At 61.4% G+C, this 15,216-nt stretch carries 15 protein-coding genes; 12 read left to right on the top strand and 3 right to left on the bottom strand.

Annotation, left to right across the window (positions count from 1 at the left end; translation table 11 throughout):
- Positions 1 to 47 precede the first annotated feature (47 nt).
- Positions 48 to 923 carry an FkbM family methyltransferase gene (locus tag ACUXVA_RS18305; protein WP_265079029.1) on the bottom strand — a complete coding sequence of 292 codons (876 nt, stop codon included), beginning with the start codon at positions 921 to 923 and terminating at the stop codon, positions 48 to 50.
- 53 nt (positions 924 to 976) lie between these two features.
- Positions 977 to 1,729 carry a sugar transferase gene (locus ACUXVA_RS18300; RefSeq protein WP_445487398.1) on the bottom strand — a complete coding sequence of 251 codons (753 nt, stop codon included), beginning with the start codon at positions 1,727 to 1,729 and terminating at the stop codon, positions 977 to 979.
- Positions 1,730 to 2,189: 460 nt separating this feature from the next.
- On the opposite strand from ACUXVA_RS18300, the gene ACUXVA_RS18295 reads away from it, so the two are divergent.
- From ACUXVA_RS18295 to ACUXVA_RS18240, 12 genes are all read left to right on the top strand, one after another.
- Positions 2,190 to 2,435 (top strand): hypothetical protein, encoded by a 246-nt coding sequence (locus tag ACUXVA_RS18295; RefSeq protein WP_265079031.1) that lies wholly within the window; start codon positions 2,190 to 2,192, stop codon positions 2,433 to 2,435.
- 126 nt (positions 2,436 to 2,561) lie between these two features.
- The gene (locus tag ACUXVA_RS18290; protein ID WP_265079032.1) at positions 2,562 to 3,293 is read left to right on the top strand and encodes a metallophosphoesterase family protein; all 732 of its coding nucleotides are present in this window, start codon (positions 2,562 to 2,564) and stop codon (positions 3,291 to 3,293) included.
- Between the two features lie 109 nt (positions 3,294 to 3,402).
- The gene (locus ACUXVA_RS18285) at positions 3,403 to 3,984 is read left to right on the top strand and encodes a polysaccharide biosynthesis/export family protein (RefSeq protein ID WP_445487395.1); all 582 of its coding nucleotides are present in this window, start codon (positions 3,403 to 3,405) and stop codon (positions 3,982 to 3,984) included.
- A 311-nt stretch (positions 3,985 to 4,295) separates the two neighbouring features.
- Positions 4,296 to 5,285 carry an outer membrane beta-barrel protein gene (locus ACUXVA_RS18280; protein WP_445487393.1) on the top strand — a complete coding sequence of 330 codons (990 nt, stop codon included), beginning with the start codon at positions 4,296 to 4,298 and terminating at the stop codon, positions 5,283 to 5,285.
- A complete protein-coding gene (locus ACUXVA_RS18275; RefSeq protein ID WP_445487391.1) occupies positions 5,206 to 5,682 on the top strand; it encodes an outer membrane beta-barrel protein in 477 nt (158 codons plus the stop codon). Before ACUXVA_RS18280 ends, ACUXVA_RS18275 begins: the two co-directional genes overlap by 80 nt.
- 79 nt (positions 5,683 to 5,761) lie before the next feature.
- Positions 5,762 to 7,846: a GumC family protein gene (locus ACUXVA_RS18270; protein WP_265079035.1), complete on the top strand. Its 2,085-nt coding sequence runs from the start codon at positions 5,762 to 5,764 to the stop codon at positions 7,844 to 7,846.
- Positions 7,821 to 7,970: a hypothetical protein gene (locus tag ACUXVA_RS18265; protein ID WP_265079036.1), complete on the top strand. Its 150-nt coding sequence runs from the start codon at positions 7,821 to 7,823 to the stop codon at positions 7,968 to 7,970. The genes ACUXVA_RS18270 and ACUXVA_RS18265 overlap by 26 nt, the downstream gene beginning before the upstream one ends.
- 127 nt (positions 7,971 to 8,097) lie before the next feature.
- On the top strand, positions 8,098 to 9,363 hold the full coding sequence (locus ACUXVA_RS18260; protein WP_265079037.1) for a VpsF family polysaccharide biosynthesis protein: 1,266 nt from the start codon (positions 8,098 to 8,100) through the stop codon (positions 9,361 to 9,363).
- Between the two features lie 20 nt (positions 9,364 to 9,383).
- Positions 9,384 to 10,460, top strand: a complete 1,077-nt coding sequence (locus tag ACUXVA_RS18255) for a glycosyltransferase (protein ID WP_265079038.1) — start codon at positions 9,384 to 9,386, stop codon at positions 10,458 to 10,460.
- A gap of 44 nt (positions 10,461 to 10,504) precedes the next feature.
- Entirely contained in the window at positions 10,505 to 11,620 is a 1,116-nt protein-coding gene (locus ACUXVA_RS18250; protein WP_445487388.1) for an acyltransferase family protein, read from the top strand.
- The gene (locus ACUXVA_RS18245) at positions 11,617 to 12,666 is read left to right on the top strand and encodes an acyltransferase family protein (protein ID WP_265079040.1); all 1,050 of its coding nucleotides are present in this window, start codon (positions 11,617 to 11,619) and stop codon (positions 12,664 to 12,666) included. Before ACUXVA_RS18250 ends, ACUXVA_RS18245 begins: the two co-directional genes overlap by 4 nt.
- A 2-nt stretch (positions 12,667 to 12,668) precedes the next feature.
- Entirely contained in the window at positions 12,669 to 14,108 is a 1,440-nt protein-coding gene (locus ACUXVA_RS18240; RefSeq protein WP_445487385.1) for a lipopolysaccharide biosynthesis protein, read from the top strand.
- Positions 14,109 to 14,121: 13 nt separating this feature from the next.
- On the opposite strand, the gene ACUXVA_RS18235 is transcribed toward ACUXVA_RS18240, so the two are convergent.
- The gene (locus tag ACUXVA_RS18235; RefSeq protein WP_265079043.1) at positions 14,122 to 15,216 is read right to left on the bottom strand and encodes an endo-1,4-beta-xylanase; all 1,095 of its coding nucleotides are present in this window, start codon (positions 15,214 to 15,216) and stop codon (positions 14,122 to 14,124) included.

The raw sequence follows: 15,216 nt of genomic DNA, 5'->3' as shown, positions 1-15,216 counted from the left end.
GTTCATCGTCTGGCCCGGCGATGGTCGCAGACCCGGCGGGCTCGGAATCAGCTGGCGAGGATCGACTCGCCGTCGAGATGGCGCGGGAAGAAGAAGAAATTGTTGACGTAGGATCGGCCGTCCTTGCGGCCGCCGTTCGGCAACAGCGCACTCGGATCCTGCAATTGATCGGAGCTGAACTGGTCGACCGACATAATCTGGTCGTCCTTCAGAAAGAATCCTCGGTAGGATCTGTCCTGAAAGAACTCGAACACCGATTTCGTCGCCTTCGCGCGATGCCGGTCCTCCGCCTCGACGAGGAACACCGGCTGACAGCGATCGATCAGGCCGGTTGCGCCGTGGAGCACGTTCAATTCGTGGCCCTCCACGTCAATTTTCACGAATGCGACGTCGCCTTCGACGGCGGTGTCGAGGCGGGCTTTCGGCACATTGATTGATATGACCCGCGCGATCGACGATTGCAGCTGCGGCTCTAGCGACGCAAGGCCATGCACCGAGCCTCTCTCACCTTGCGGAATGTATAACTCCGCCTCGCCATTTTGATCCGACAGAGCGACTTCATGAATGGTCACATTGGCAGCCGAGGTTCGGCGAAGCAGTCCGGCCATGTCGTGCGACGGTTCGAAGGCGTCGACCTGCTTCGAAAGGCGCGCCAGCTGTTGTGTATAAAGCCCACAATTTGCCCCGACGTCGACAGTCCTGGCACCCTGCGGCACGATCTTTCCAAGGTATGACAATTCACGTTCCGCAGTCTTTGGACGTCGGGCAAAATGCCACTGCAGCCAAACGGCCGGAAAGCTTTGCTTGAGAAATTCTTTCGTTCGTTGCTTGGTATTCATAGTTGGTCCCCTTCGTATTGCCAGACATTCGAACGGCTTGCAGGCGCTTTCGGCAGCCTCCAACCCTCGCTTGACCTGCGTCATTTCAGGCGACGCAGAGTACTCTGCGCGCGAACGATGAATTCATGGTCGGTTGTTCAGAACGCGCTGCCCGACAGAAACTCGCGGCGAATGGTGCGAGCGATAATGGCGATGTCCATGCGCAACGACCATTTTTCGATGTAGTCGAGGTCGTAGTCGATCCGCGCAATGGCAAGCTCTGGCTCTACCGTGCTGCCCCGGCACCCGCTCACCTGTGCAAGACCGGTGATTCCCGGCCGCGTCGTATGCCGCTGGAAGTAGTACGGCACGAGATCTTCATACGGCACATCCGCGGCAAGCATTCCGGGAACGTGGGGCCGCGGTCCGACCAACGACATGTCGCCCTTGACGACATTGATCAGCTGCGGAATTTCATCGAGGCTGGTCATTCGCAGAATCTTTCCCACGCGGGTAACCCGCGAATCGCCCTGCACCGCCTGCTTCGTTCCCGCATCGCAGGCATCGCTTCGCATGGAACGGAACTTGTAGATCTTGAACGACCGGTTCCGATAGCCGTAACGATACTGCTGGAACAGCACAGGCCCCGGCGACGTCGCCTTGATGGCTATCGCGATCGCGATCCACAACGGCGCAAAGAACAGCAGCGCAGCGCTTGCAGCCGTCACATCGAAAACCCGTTTCCCGATCGAGGTGGACGGTTCCGCCCGGGCCGACGCGAGACGGCGCTGGATGCGATGCTTGACATGACCGGCGTATGCAACGGGACGCACCGAAATCGAACGCCGCTGCTGCCAACGCGGCGTGGTGTTGTCCTGATTCAAACGGGCTATCGAGAATGTGGAGACCATTGCGCTCGCTTTCTGTTGGACCTCGGGAATGCCAAGAACGGCAGCACGCACCATCGTCTAGCGGGACCGCCGCCACATTCCGACGACGGGATCGAACATCAAAACCGCTGCTGGAACGCCTGCAGCAATTCTTAGCGAAGTGTTTCGCAACTTGATGAGCGAATTGCGGCGGTGCAGCGATTGTCGCTGCCTAATTGTTTGCAACGCGCCATCGAACTACGCCGGCATAAGATGATTGATTTGCAAGTCGAAGCATTTAGCGGCTGCTGCCCGCAAAATGCGCTGCGTTCACATCGATCCAGTCATGCACATTCGCGATAGCGCCCCACGTGCGCCACCTCTGCGCTCGGCGGACGCGCTTCGCCGGCGCCATACAGGTTCCACCTCGGCATTCATTAAAAGCTAAGCGTTCCAAATTATTGTGCTAGTCTTATCAGGCCTCTCGCGCGTCGGCTCCTCCATGATCGCCAAGCTTAAAACGACTCAGACGACGCAGCAGGCCGATCCCCTCACCACGGCCACAGTGGTGATTGCGCCATTCACGGACAAAAAACCTTTTGACGTTAGGCCTCCAGGGAATCGCCCGGCCCCTGTCCGCCCTGCGGAATCCGAGATCTCGCGACGCAGACTGCGAAATCTCTTTATACTGGCGAATGCCATCGTCTGGATCGTCATCATTGTGGCCGTCCGCCTGATCTTCTTCTAGATCCGAATAACGAACGACATCTGATTCCGCTCGCTGCTTGCGCGTCCACCGCAGCGGCCGCACATTGAACTCGAGGCCGCCTGCGAATGATTGACCGCAGGCGCGATCCGTGACGACACTCCGGCAATGAAACAGCGTTTGGCCACAATCCCGCATCCCCTCCCCGCTTCGCTTCCGGCGCAGACGCGCATCTACGCCATCGGTGATATTCATGGCCGCGCCGACCTCCTCGCCGAGATCGTTGCGCGGATAGATGAAGACCTGGACCGCAGACCCATCCGGTATTCAGCCGAGGTTTATCTCGGCGATTACATCGACCGTGGCCCGGATTCGAGCAGGGTGATCGATCTGCTGGCAACCCGACTGGTCGGAAACCGCGCGGTATGCCTTCGCGGCAATCATGAAGCCATGCTGGAAGCGTTCCTGCGGGATCCCGCGGCCCTGGCGGAGTGGCTGCCGCTCGGCGCTCGGCAGACGCTCGCCTCGTACGGACTCTCAGGAATTGATCAGCAGAGGCCGGAGAGTCTGCACCGTCAGTTCCAAGATCGTTTTCCGCGTGCGCATGACCTGTTTTTGCAGTGTCTCCGCAACAGCTACAGCTGCGGAGACTTTTTCTTCGTGCACGCAGGCATTCGCCCCAACGTGCCGATCGAACTGCAGGACCCTCACGACATGATGTGGATTCGCGATGAATTCCTCAGCGCCGCACACAGCCATGACAAATATATCGTGCATGGTCACACACCGGTTCCGCATCCCGATATTCGCAGCAACCGCATCAACATAGATACCGGTGCATGGCGATCCGGCGTCTTGACGTGCATCGCCATTGAAGGCGATGCCATCATGTTCCTGTAGCGCCGAAGCGGCTTGACGCGCTCGCTCACATGCTTTCGCCGCTTTTGCGAGAATAGTATCCGCTTTTCGTCAATCGCCTTATCCAGGTCGATCACTCGCGCAGGACATCATGATGTTGCAACGGCCATTCAGTGTCGCGGGCTTGTGCCTGTTTTTCATGCTTGCTGTGGCTGGCGCAAGTTCCCCGACAGCAGCCATTGCCCAGACAAAGCAGGCATCCGGAGATGCAGCAGGCAGCTACAGGCTTGGGCCGACTGACCGAATTCGTCTGAAGGTGTATGGCGAAGCCGACATTTCCGGCGAATACGAGATCGATAGCAGCGGCTACGCATCCATCCCTTTGGCAGGCCGGATTCGTGCAGCGGGCCTCACAACCGGGCAGCCGGAGAAGTCGGTTGCGGCTGCGCTGGCAAAGGGGATCGTGCGAGATCCGCGCGTCAACATCGAAATTGCGCTGTATCGTCCCTATTATATTCTCGGCGAGGTCAAGAAGAGTGGCGAATATCCTTATCGGATTGGCATGACGATCCTCGACGCTGTGGCCAGCGCAGGCGGATTCACCTATCGCGCCAACGAAAACAAGGTGTTCCTGCGTCGCGCCGGCGGCGCGACAGAAGAGGTCTACCCTCTCGACGCGCCGGTCCGCGTGTTCCCCGGCGACAACATACGGATTCCCGAGCGCTATTTTTAGGCGATCTGCTATCGCATTCGTCAAGTTCCGCGAGCGCCGCCAAAGACGGGCAGCGGACCTTGCCATAGTGTCGTCTCTTTACGATGTGCATGATGTTGCAGCGCAGAAGCGCTGATCGTGATGCACCCTACCCAAGACGATGCCTCTTTCTGTTGAACAGAAATTCCATCGCTCCGTTGACCGCCGCATTCGGTGCAGGCTCGCATTGCTGCTGGCGGTGCCGCGGGGTTTTCGAAGAGATCAGGCCGTGGGCCTGATCGCTTCCTCACCAGGGACAATGGATGACTCGCGCGTTGACGTGCCCGGACGCCTTGCTTGATCGCGAGAGATCGATCTGCCCGACCGTCTCGTCCGGGCGCCAGCACGGAATCGCTACAGGCTTAGCAGCATTTGCGCTTGGTCTTTCTTCGCCGGCAGGCGCCCAAGTGATTCCATCCACATTCGAAGTCGTTGCGGCTCCCTGGAATGCGCAAAAAGTATTCGAGCCGGCCATCCTGCCCGATCTGACACCGCCGGATATGCGTGATGAAGTACCGCCAGAGGATATGCCAGTGAAGCAGCGACAGCAGCCAGGATATGAGCCCGTCGGCATTCGCTACGGCTCCTGGATGTTCAACCCGCAGCTCATGTCGGGGACCTTCTACGATAGCAACGTCTTCTCATCGAACGCCTACAAGCGCGCTGACGTCGCCGCCGTCATCGCGCCGTCATTGCGCGCACATACGCTTTGGGAGCGCCACGGCATCGATATCAAGCTGGATACGGCAACAACGCTCTACAACGAGAATTCGAGCCTCAACCAGACGAACGCCAGCCTGAAGGGCAACGCCTGGTACGACGTCTCTCACGATCTTGCCATCCTGACGAGCTTCCAGATCGCGCATCTGAACGAGGGCGTCGGGACGCTGAGTTCGCCGGCGAACGCGATCTCGCCCACGCCATACAACCTGCTATCGGGCGATGTCAGCGTACGCAAGGAGTTCAACCGGCTCGCGGCGTCGATCGGAATCAGCGTCGACTCCTACGATTACGGAACGACGCGGGCCCAGGACGGCAGCATCATCAATCAGGATGGCCGCGACGGCCAGATCTATGCGCTTCACGGCCGGCTCGACTATGCGTTCTCGCCGCTGCTGGGCTGGTTCGCCGGCGTCGAGGGCAACCAGCGAAACATCCGCGGCACCCCGGCGCAATCGCTGGATCTCGCAAGGCTATCGAGCGTTGTCCGGCGTCACCTTTGGATTGACTCACCTCGTCACCGGCGAAATCGGCGCCGGCTATGCGCGCCAGGATTTCAGTGATCCTGCGATCGGCGTGATCGAGGGGCCCGCCTATCGCGCACAGCCGACGTGGCGTCCAACCAAGTTGCTCGACGTCCACTTCAGGGCCGAACAGATCGTGACCGAGACGTCAGCGACCAGTTCGACCGGCGTGCAGGCCAACGCGTTCCAGCTGGGAGCCGACTACGAATTGCGCCGCAATGTCATTCTCTCGCTTGCCGGAACCTATGAGACCGACCGGTTCTTCGGGCAACCCCGCAAGGACACGGTGATTACCTCCGATGCCCGCGTCAAATATCTCGTGAACCGGTTTGGTTCGGTTTCCGTGTTCCACCGATACTCCGACCGCAACAGCGACAACCCGGCATTCAGCTACGACAAACACCAGGTGGGGCTCAATGTTACCGCGCAGTTCTGACATCATATATCGAACGCCGGAGGAACCGGTCACGGCAGTCGTTCAGGATTGGAACAATCCGACCGTCGATCTGCGCGAGATGACCCGCATCCTGCGTCGCCGCTGGAAAACGGTCGCGCTGGTTCCGGTGGTGCTGGTGGCGCTGGCGCTGGCCTATCTGACGAGCGTCGATACGCTCTACACCGCGACATCGACCGTGCTGGTTGACCCTCGCCGCGCCAACGTGGTCGAGACCAATCAGGCGGTGCTGTCCAATTTCGGCACAGACGACGCGACGATCGAGAGCCAGACCTTGCTGATCCAATCGGTTGCGATCCTGCAACGGGTCGTCGACAAGCTGAAGCTGGCCACCGATCCGGAATTCATGCCACGGGCCGGACTGCTCGATCCCATCAAAAACCTGTTTAGCACCAGCTCCCCCGCAACTGGCTCCAATCCCGCCGATACGGCCCGATCCCGCTCCGTCGAGATTCTTCAGCGCCGCATGAAAGTCACACGTCAAGGAACGACCTTCCTGGTCGACATCAACGTCAGCACGGAGGTGCCGCAGAAATCCGCCGCCATCGCCAACGCGATTGCCGAAGGATATTTCGAGGAGCAGGTCCGCGCCAAATACGATGCGACGCGCATTGCGGCGAACTGGCTGAACGGCCAGATCGAAGCCTTGAAGTCGCGCGTGGGAACATCGGAACAGGCGGTCGAGGACTATCGTACGGCCAATAACCTTGCGGTGTCGCAGGGCGTTACCGTGAACGATCAGCAAATCACCGACCTCAACAACAAACTGATCTCCGCACGCGTTCAAACGGCCGAAGCACGCGCCAAATTCGACCAAGTGCAGCAGATGGCGAAGTCCGGTGGCGATCCCGGCGGCATCAACGCGGTGATCTCCTCGGAAATGATCTCCAAGCTGCGCACCCAATACGCCGACATCGCCAAGAACAGCGCCGATCTTTCCAGCAAATACGGCCCGCGTCATCCGCTCGTCGCCAATGCGCGTGCCCAGTTGTCCGATACCCAGCGGCTGATCAACGAGGAAATCCAGCGCATCCTGCAAAGTACGAAGCATGATTATGACATCGCTTTGTCCCGGGAGAACTCGCTGAAGGAGAGTTTTGACAAGCTGCAGGGCGTATCGAGCCAGTCGGGCCAGGCCCAGGTTCGCCTGCATGAACTTCAACGCGAGGCCGAGGCCAACCGGACGCTCTATGAATCCTATCTGGCCCGCTACAAGGAGGCGTCAGCGCAGGAAAGTCTGGAAATGCCGGACTCCCGCGTCGTCACCAAGGCAAGCATTCCGATCCGGCCGTCGTCGCCGAAAACGACGCTGATCCTCGGGCTTGCCTTGATGATGGGCCTCGGTGCCGGGACCGTGCTGGCCTTTCTCATCGACTATCTCGACGGGCGTGTGAAAACGCTGGAGCAGGCAGAGCAGATCTCCGGGCTGCCGGCGCTGGCAGCCCTGCCGCTGATCGGGGTGCGCGAACTCGCCGGCCGCGCCAAGCGCGGACGCAGTGAGCTCGACACCCACGACCCGCGCATCGTACGGCTGCTGCCGCCATCGCTGCAGCCGCCCCTGATGCGCTACGCCATCGAGGAGCCCGGCACATTCTTCGCCGAGGCGATCCGCGCCGTCCGGCTCGCCATTCAGCGGGCGTTGCGTGTCGATCCCATCAAGATCGTGGTGGTGACCTCCGCTCTCGAAAGCGAAGGCAAGACCACGCTCGCCGCCAATCTGGCGCTGTCGCTGGCCACCCTCGGCATCAGGACGCTGCTGATCGATGCCGATCTCCGCAATCCCGGCCTGACGCGCGCACTTTGTCCCAATGCCGACGTGGGATTGCTGCAGGTCGCCATGGGCGAGGCATCGCTGGAACAGGCGCTGCTTCTGGATCGGAGCACAGGCCTCTCGATCTTGCCGTCGCCGATGGTCAAGGACGACGATACCATCACCGAGTTGATGTTCTCGGAACGCATCACCGATCTGATGGACCATCTTCGCCAGCGCTATGAACTGATCATTATCGACTCCCCCGCTGGTACCTCTCGTGGACGGCCGTGCGCTGGCCGAACTCGCCGATCGCATCGTGCTCGCGATGGCGTGGGATCAAACCCCGCGCGAGGTCGTGGCGCATACGATGAACCTGCTTGCGCCGGTTCATGACCGCATCCTCGGCACGGTGCTGACACGGGTCGATCTCAACAAGCTGCAATTCTATGACTATTATCGCAGTTCGGCCTATCTCAAGCCCTATGGCACGGCTGCCGCGGCGAGCGCCGCGCGGTGAGGTCCCTGGGCAATTTCGCCGGGCAAGGCAACACCGTCTATCGCCGCCCCCCTTCGCGACCGCGCCTCGGCGGCCGGATCCGGCTGCCCGTGCCGCCCCGTTTGCGGCGACCCGGCTTGTGGATGCGATGGTGACCGCACTGATGTTGCTCGCGGCCGTGTCCATGTTCGCGATGTCGTCGGCGATGCTGACCAACTGGAAAATCCATTACCTGACCAACGGGGGCGGTTTCTACGAGAAGCTGCACCCTGCAACCTACGCCGTGGTGTTGGCGTCGCTCCTGCTGCTTGTGCGCAACGGCGATCCGGTCGGCGAGATCAACAGGACATTGTCGCAGTCCCGGCTGGTGCTGGTCTATCTGTTCAGCTGGCTCGCTTTGCTGGTGCAGATGTTCGTGCTCGAGCGGCCGTTCACGATCATCATCGACACATTCTTGCTGCCCGTCATCCTGTGCCTTGTGATCTGGCGCATCTCGGATCGTCAAAAGCGCCTGCTGGTCTGGGCGATCCACGCCACAATCCTGCTGAACGTCGCGCTTGGCTATTATGAATATTTCTCCGGTCATCGGCTGATTCCCCTGACGCTCGGCAGCGTCGTCGTGCTCGGCGAGTGGCGGGCCTCGGCGTTTCTCGGCCATCCGCTCACGGCGTCGGGCGTCGTTGCTGCCTATGTGCTGGCCCTGGTGCTGCGTCCGGCGCTTTGTCGGCCGATCGCGCTTCGCCTGCCGCTGATCACGGTCAGCCTGGGCTCGCTGATGGCGTTCGGCGGCCGGACCGCGCTGATGACGGTCCTCGCGGTTCTGGGCTGCCTTGCCCTGATCGAGATCTTCAAACTGCTGCGCGGCAAACGGACATCGCTGCTCGGGGCCATTGCCGCACTGTGTCTGCTCTTCGTCGCCGTCGCAGGCATCTTCGCTGCGCTCAATCTCGGCATCTTCGACAAGATGCTGCTGCGATTCTCATCGGACAAAGGCAGCACGCTGGCGCGCTACGCAACATTCAACCTGCTGTCGCACTTCGACTGGCATGAGTTGATCCTCGGTCCGAGTCCGGTCCGGGTGAATGCCTTGCAGTCACAGCTCGGCCTGAACTACGGCATCGAGAATTTCTGGGTCTCCAGCACCGTGCAGTTCGGCATCGTTCACACCGCCTTGTTGACGGTCGGCCTGGTGTGCTTCTTCGTCGAGATCCTCAAGCGGTCGGGCACGGCGGCCTGGGCCATCGTTCTGCTGATCCTGATGATCGCCGCAAGTTCCGTCAGCTTTTCGTCGAAGAACATTCAGCTCGCACAGTTCATCGCCCTGATCACGCTTCTGCTGCCGAACGGCGCGAGATCGGGCGCAGCCGCAGCAGATTCCCGCCCTCGCGCCGGACAACGGCACATTCCGGCTTAATTGCCGAGATCAGGACAAGCATGGCGATCTATGTCGACCACACCCATCTGGGACGTCACGTCACCGGGCTCGAGCGCATCACGCTGGAACTGTTCAGTCGTGACGCGCTGGCGCCGCTAGCGGTGGCGCCTGTGACCTCGCACGGCACGGCGCAAATGGTCGCGACGCAGACCTTTGGCCTGCCGTTGCGGCTGACAACGTCGTCCTCGATCCTGCTGTGCCCGGGCTTTCCGCCAAGCCCGCTGCTGCTACCGTTTGCGTCCCGTGTGCTGCCTTACATCCACGACGACTTCCTGCTGTCGCGCCGCGCCGACCTCAACGCCCGCGCACGGCTCTATATGGCGGCGCCATTCAAGCTCGCGCTCCGCCACTATCCCCGGTTCCTGACCAATTCAGCCGACACCAGGCGCAAGTTGACCGCGCATTGCAGGCAGGATGTCGAGATCACGTTGTATCGTCCGCCGGTGCGCAACGTCTTCAACCTCGGATCAGCCTCACGCCCCGGCCGCGATGCAGAGCCACGCCCGCTGCGGCTGGTGTCGCTGGGCACCGTCGAGCCGCGCAAGAACTTCGTCGCGGCAGCCAAAGTCGTCAGCGCGCTGCGGGCCCAAGGATTTCCCGGCACGACGCTGGATATTGTCGGGCGGCCGGGATGGGGCGACGACTGGCGCATGCTTGAAGCCAGTCCCGGCGTGACCCTGCATGGCTATCAGACCACCGAACGCGTCCGCGAGATCGTCGATGCCGCGGACCTGTTTATCTGCACGTCACACGATGAAGGCCTCGGCCTGCCGCTGCTGGAAGCGCAATATGCCGGCCTGCCGGTGATCGCGCCCGATGCCCCGGTTTTTCGCGAGGTCCTCGGCGCCTCCGGAATCTTCATTGCGCCGTCCGATCCCGCCGCTGCGGCATCGCAGATCGCCGCCGCGATGTCGCATGCTTCCTGGCGCACGCAGCATGCGATGCTCGCCAGTGAGAACCTACAGCGCTGGAATGCCCTCGCGGCGTCGGACCGGGACGCGGTGATCGACATGATCGCCCGGCTCGCAGGGCGGCAGATCTCGGCGGCCCCTTCCTATCGCAGCGAAACGCCGTAACGGGCATCGCGCCTTCTTTCAACGATTTGAGCCGGGACGGTTGTTTGCAAGACAATACCAACAGCACACGAAACCTTGACGCGCTGCGGATCATCGCGGCATGCGCCGTGGTGATCCTGCACTACTCCGACTATGTGAAGGACACCCAGGTCGGCCAGTTCATGGTCGCTCACACCTGGCACTTCAACCTGTTCGTCGACCTGTTCTTCGTGGTCTCCGGCTTCGTCATTGCCAGCCAGTATCTCGGCCGCGTCGGCGATCCCATGTCGATCGGACGTTTCCTGTGGCGCCGCCTGGCACGGATCTATCCGCTGCATCTGGCGACGCTGGCATTCTACGTCGCCCTCGCGCTGGCGCTGCATTTCGGCATCGCCAGGACGGACAACACCGCCCGTTATCCGTTGTCCGACCTGCCGGCCCAGCCGCTGTTGCTCCACGCCATCGACGGCGCACGGCTGACGTTCAATTTTCCTAGCTGGTCACTCTCCGCGGAGATGTTCTGCTACGTGCTGTTTCCGCTCATCGCGATCACCGTAACGCGGAACAAGGCGCTGATCATCGCGCTCGTCGTCCTCCCGGCATTGGCGAACAGCGCTTACGCCGCGGCCACCGGAACCGGATCGTGGGCCGACTGGATCAACAAAGGCGGCGCCTTTCGCGCACTGCCGGCCTTCAACCTCGGTGTCGCCTGCTACCTGTTCCGGGACCAGATCGCACGCTGGCCCGTCATTCCCGGCGCGGTGACCGCGCTGCTCGCGGCCTTCATCCTGGCCGGCTCCTGGCTGCCGGAAATGGCCGACCTCATTGTCATCTATGCCATTGCCACGCTTGCCATCCAGAGCGACTGCACCTGCCGCGACACCCTGTTGACGACATTCGGCTTCGATCGCTGGTCGTCGCTGACCTATTCCTGTTACATGCTGCACATCCCGGTCGCAACCATCGTCCTGACATTTGGCGCGCGTGATCTGGCGCCGCATCTGCCCGGCGGCAGGCTGACGCTGATCCCCGTCGCGATTGTCGTGCTGGCCATCGCCAGCCTTGCTTCGCTGCGCTGGTTCGAAAACCCAATGCGGCGATACCTGAATGACGCCTTCGATCGCCGTATCGGGACGCGAAGGCCGGTCGCGGTGGCCGCACGCCCGGATACCCGGCGATGACGACAACGGCGCAGGTTTCCGCGATGCTTGCCATCGACCGAGCGGCCAAGGCCGCCGGCCGCGACAGCGGAATAGACACCATGCGTGGCATCGCCATTCTGATGGTGATCGGCATCCATTCGCTGCATCAACCGCTCACGCCGGCGTGGGAGACTTGGCTTGATGCCGCGCTGCGACCATGCGTGCCGATCTTTCTGTTTGTCTCCGGCTACCTGACGGCGCAGTCCGGCCGAGTGCCGCTGGCGCGGCGCTTCAAGGCGATCTTGGTCCCCTATGCCATCGCCTTCGTCGCTGCGTACCTCTATATGGCGCTGCATAATCCGGCGATGGACCATCGACCGGTTGCCACTGTCGCGCGATTTCTTCTCGCCTATGTTTTCGTCTACTATTATGTCTTCGTGTATGCCGGCTGCACCGTTCTGCTCTGGCTGGTGTTCCGCCCTCGCTCGGAAGATGAACCTCGCACCGACCAGCAACTGGCCGTGATACTGCTGCTGGCCATTGCAATCGGCCTGATCGCCGGCAGCTATCTCGATCCCCTGCTGTTTCACTTCGGTGCGTCGCCCTCGCTGGTCGAAGAATTCCGCATGCGTGACATTCCATTCTGGTTCTGCTTCGCCGCGCTCGGTGCGCTGGTGGGCCTGCCGGGCGTCCGGACGAACGTCCAGCAGATACGGCGACCTCTGATCGCCGTCGCGTTCGTCCTGTACGTGATCTATGCTGCGATCCGACAGTTCCAGATCGGCGACGCCGCCGACTATGATTCGGTGGCGTTCTTCGGCTATGCAGCGCTCCTCTGCATCGTGCTGCTTGCACTCAATATCAGGCATCGTCAGCTCGTGACGTTGGGCTCGGGCAGCTATTTCATCTATCTCTGGCACATCTTCATCGTGATGCTGCTGCGCGATCATACGGGCCTGCGCCAGCTGGGACCGGTCGCGGACACGGCCGTTACCTTCACCGCAACGGCGGCCCTCAGTGTCATCGGCTTGCTTGCGGTCCGGCGGTTCATTCCGTCGCGTTTCGCTCATTGGTTGGGGGCCTGAGCATGCTGCTGCGACAGACCCTGCTTTATCTGCCCGCGCAGATCATCGGACCGCTCTTCCAGCTGGTCGCGATGATCGTCTGGACCCACGTCGTCGACGAGCACACGCTGGGCGTCGTCACGCTGGTGACCGCGACCCATGAATTGCTGCAGATCGGCTTCCTCGTCTGGTGGTCGCAATATGCGCTGCGGTTCTTCGGAAGATATCAAGACGCCCATCGCGCCGAGCGGTTCTACCGCACCGAGAACGCGATTCTGCTGATCTCGGCCATCCTGCAAAGCGTCATCATGGTCGGCGTGCTCCGCCTGGTGATTGCGCCAGACGCGACCGCATGGCTGCTCGTCGCCACCGTCGCCTATGTCATCACCCGTTCGCTCAATCTCTATATCGGCGAGCGCGCCCGCGTTCGCCAACAAATCGGCGTCTATTCGATCCAGCAGATCGTCGGGCCCGTGATCGGTTTTCTGGTCGGCCTCGCCATGATCAGACTATTCGGCCAGTCTCCGGAATGGCCGCTGGCGGGCTATGCGATTGCGCAGTTGATCGCCGCCGTCGTGGTGCTGCCGGTGATCGGCCACGGCCGGCGGTTCTGGCCGATCGACCGGGAGATCATCGATCACGCGCTGCGTTATGGCATCCCGCTTGTCATTGGCGGCGGGCTCGGCTGGGTCGGCCTCAATGCATCACGCTTCATCATCAACGATCTCAGGGGCGTGGCAGCAGCCGGCCTGTTCGCCGTCGGATATGGCCTCGGACAGCGCGCCGCGGCAGTGGCCGCCATGCTGGTCACGGCGGCCGCGTTTCCGCTGGCCGTCAAAAGCATGGAGCAAGGCGGCAGCAAAGCGGCGATGCGCCAGCTCGCGGACAACAGTGCGCTGCTCATCGCCGTTCTGGCGCCGAGCATCGGCGGCATCTTCATGCTGCGCAACGAAATCGTACACCTATTGATCGCCACGCCATTCCAGCAAGTGACACTGGCGGTGCTCCCGCTCTCCGTCCTGGCCGGCTCCATCCGCAATCTGCGCGCACACTTCGGCGACCAGGTTTTCCTGCTGCACAGCCGCACCCGCCTGATGATCATCGTGGCTATGATCGATGCCGCCGTGACCGTCTTTTCCAGTGTCGTCTGCATCAGGTACTGGGGGCTCGTCGGCGCCGCCGGTGCGACGGTGGTGGCCGCGAGCGCCGCAGCCACCGTCAGCTTTTCGATCGGCTTCGTGAAATTCGGCCTGACGCTGCCAATCGGGCATCTGCTGCGGATCGCAACGGCCACTATCGCAATGGCCGCTGTGCTCGACCGGATGCCGGAAGCGCGTTCCTTCGGGATGCTGGCGCTGCATATTGCGGCCGGCGCTGCGATCTATATCGTCGTTCTGGCGCTGCTTTACGCGCGCACGCTGGCGCGGCTGCTGCGCTCACGCGCAGCAACGCCGCACACCTGACGCAAGGCCCGCCTCACGCCTTCTTCACGTTCTGGAACGCCCGCGCCATTGCGTACCAAAGCGGCTTTTTCTGCATCGCCGAATCGAAGGGCAATGGCCGCGGAAGCCGTTGCGCGAGCGGGTCCTTCTTCTTCGCGGCATCCGTGTAGAAGGAATAGTTATCGGCGAGTTCCCACGCGATCACGGCCTTAACCGCCGGAACGCGCAAGACATTGTTGAGGAATTTTTCGGCAGTCTCCGCGATCTTCGCGTCGCGCGTCGGGATATCGTCCGGGAACGTATCGTCACGAACGTCGAACTCGGTGATGTAGATCTCCACCTTGCGCTCGGCCAGCGCGTGAACGAAATCCGAAAAGCGCGATGGATCATGCGGATAACGCGGCTGCAGGTGTCCCTGCAAACCGACGGCATGCAACGGCACCCCGGCCTCCTTGAGCTCATCGACCAATCGCAGCAATCCCGCGCGGACGGCGAGCCCGACCTCATCGTCGCGTTCCGTCTGCGCTTCATTGAGAACAAATTTTGTCTTCTTGTCCGCCATCGCGGCCCGCTCGAACGCACGGCGAACATAACCGGTGCCGAAGGCGTCGTACCATGGACCGAGGCGATAGCCGCCCGGGGCCTTGTGGCCCGGCCAGAACGGCTCGTTGACAATGTCCCACGATTGCAGCTGCCCCGCGTAGCGGCCGACGACTTCTTCAATATAGCTATCGAAGAACACCTGTCTCTCCGATGTACTCATGTTCCTGATCCATTGCGGAACCCACTCGTTCCAGATCAGGCAATGACCGCGCATGGGAATTTTATTTTTCGCGCAAAATTTCAGCAGCCGATCCGCACTGTCGAATCTCTTCGGTCCGGGTTGCCCGGCGATCGTGCCGATTTTCAATGCAACGTCGGTTGTAACAATTCGTGCATGCGTCGTGTATAGTTCGCGATATGCGGCGTCCTTGTCGATCACAGGGCCCGCCGCAGCACCAAAAACCAAACCATTTGAAGCTGCTATCGCGCCGAGGCTTTGTGCTGGCGCGGCGACGGAGCGTGTTCCCGACGCCGCTGCAGCGCCTGCAAAAACTGCAATTGCCTGTCGTCGTGACATTTTTTTCAT

It is taken from the genome of Rhodopseudomonas sp. RCAM05734 (assembly GCF_052658035.1).
Note: the sequence above shows the minus strand (reverse complement) of the source record. Positions and strands in the feature narration are given on the sequence as shown.

Bases quoted from the DNA above. Each gene is read 5' to 3' on its own strand.
- ACUXVA_RS18265 (WP_265079036.1), top strand. From the start codon at position 7,821: ATGAACCTGCTTGCGCCGGTTCATGACCGCATCCTCGGCACGGTGCTG.
- ACUXVA_RS18245 (WP_265079040.1), top strand. From the start codon at position 11,617: ATGACGACAACGGCGCAGGTTTCCGCGATGCTTGCCATCGACCGAGCG.
- ACUXVA_RS18290 (WP_265079032.1), top strand. From the start codon at position 2,562: ATGAAACAGCGTTTGGCCACAATCCCGCATCCCCTCCCCGCTTCGCTT.
- ACUXVA_RS18295 (WP_265079031.1), top strand. From the start codon at position 2,190: ATGATCGCCAAGCTTAAAACGACTCAGACGACGCAGCAGGCCGATCCC.
- ACUXVA_RS18255 (WP_265079038.1), top strand. From the start codon at position 9,384: ATGGCGATCTATGTCGACCACACCCATCTGGGACGTCACGTCACCGGG.
- ACUXVA_RS18260 (WP_265079037.1), top strand. From the start codon at position 8,098: ATGGTGACCGCACTGATGTTGCTCGCGGCCGTGTCCATGTTCGCGATG.
- ACUXVA_RS18285 (WP_445487395.1), top strand. From the start codon at position 3,403: ATGATGTTGCAACGGCCATTCAGTGTCGCGGGCTTGTGCCTGTTTTTC.
- ACUXVA_RS18270 (WP_265079035.1), top strand. From the start codon at position 5,762: ATGACCCGCATCCTGCGTCGCCGCTGGAAAACGGTCGCGCTGGTTCCG.
- ACUXVA_RS18235 (WP_265079043.1), bottom strand. From the start codon at position 15,216: ATGAAAAAAATGTCACGACGACAGGCAATTGCAGTTTTTGCAGGCGCT.
- ACUXVA_RS18240 (WP_445487385.1), top strand. From the start codon at position 12,669: ATGCTGCTGCGACAGACCCTGCTTTATCTGCCCGCGCAGATCATCGGA.
- ACUXVA_RS18305 (WP_265079029.1), bottom strand. From the start codon at position 923: ATGACGCAGGTCAAGCGAGGGTTGGAGGCTGCCGAAAGCGCCTGCAAG.
- ACUXVA_RS18300 (WP_445487398.1), bottom strand. From the start codon at position 1,729: ATGGTCTCCACATTCTCGATAGCCCGTTTGAATCAGGACAACACCACG.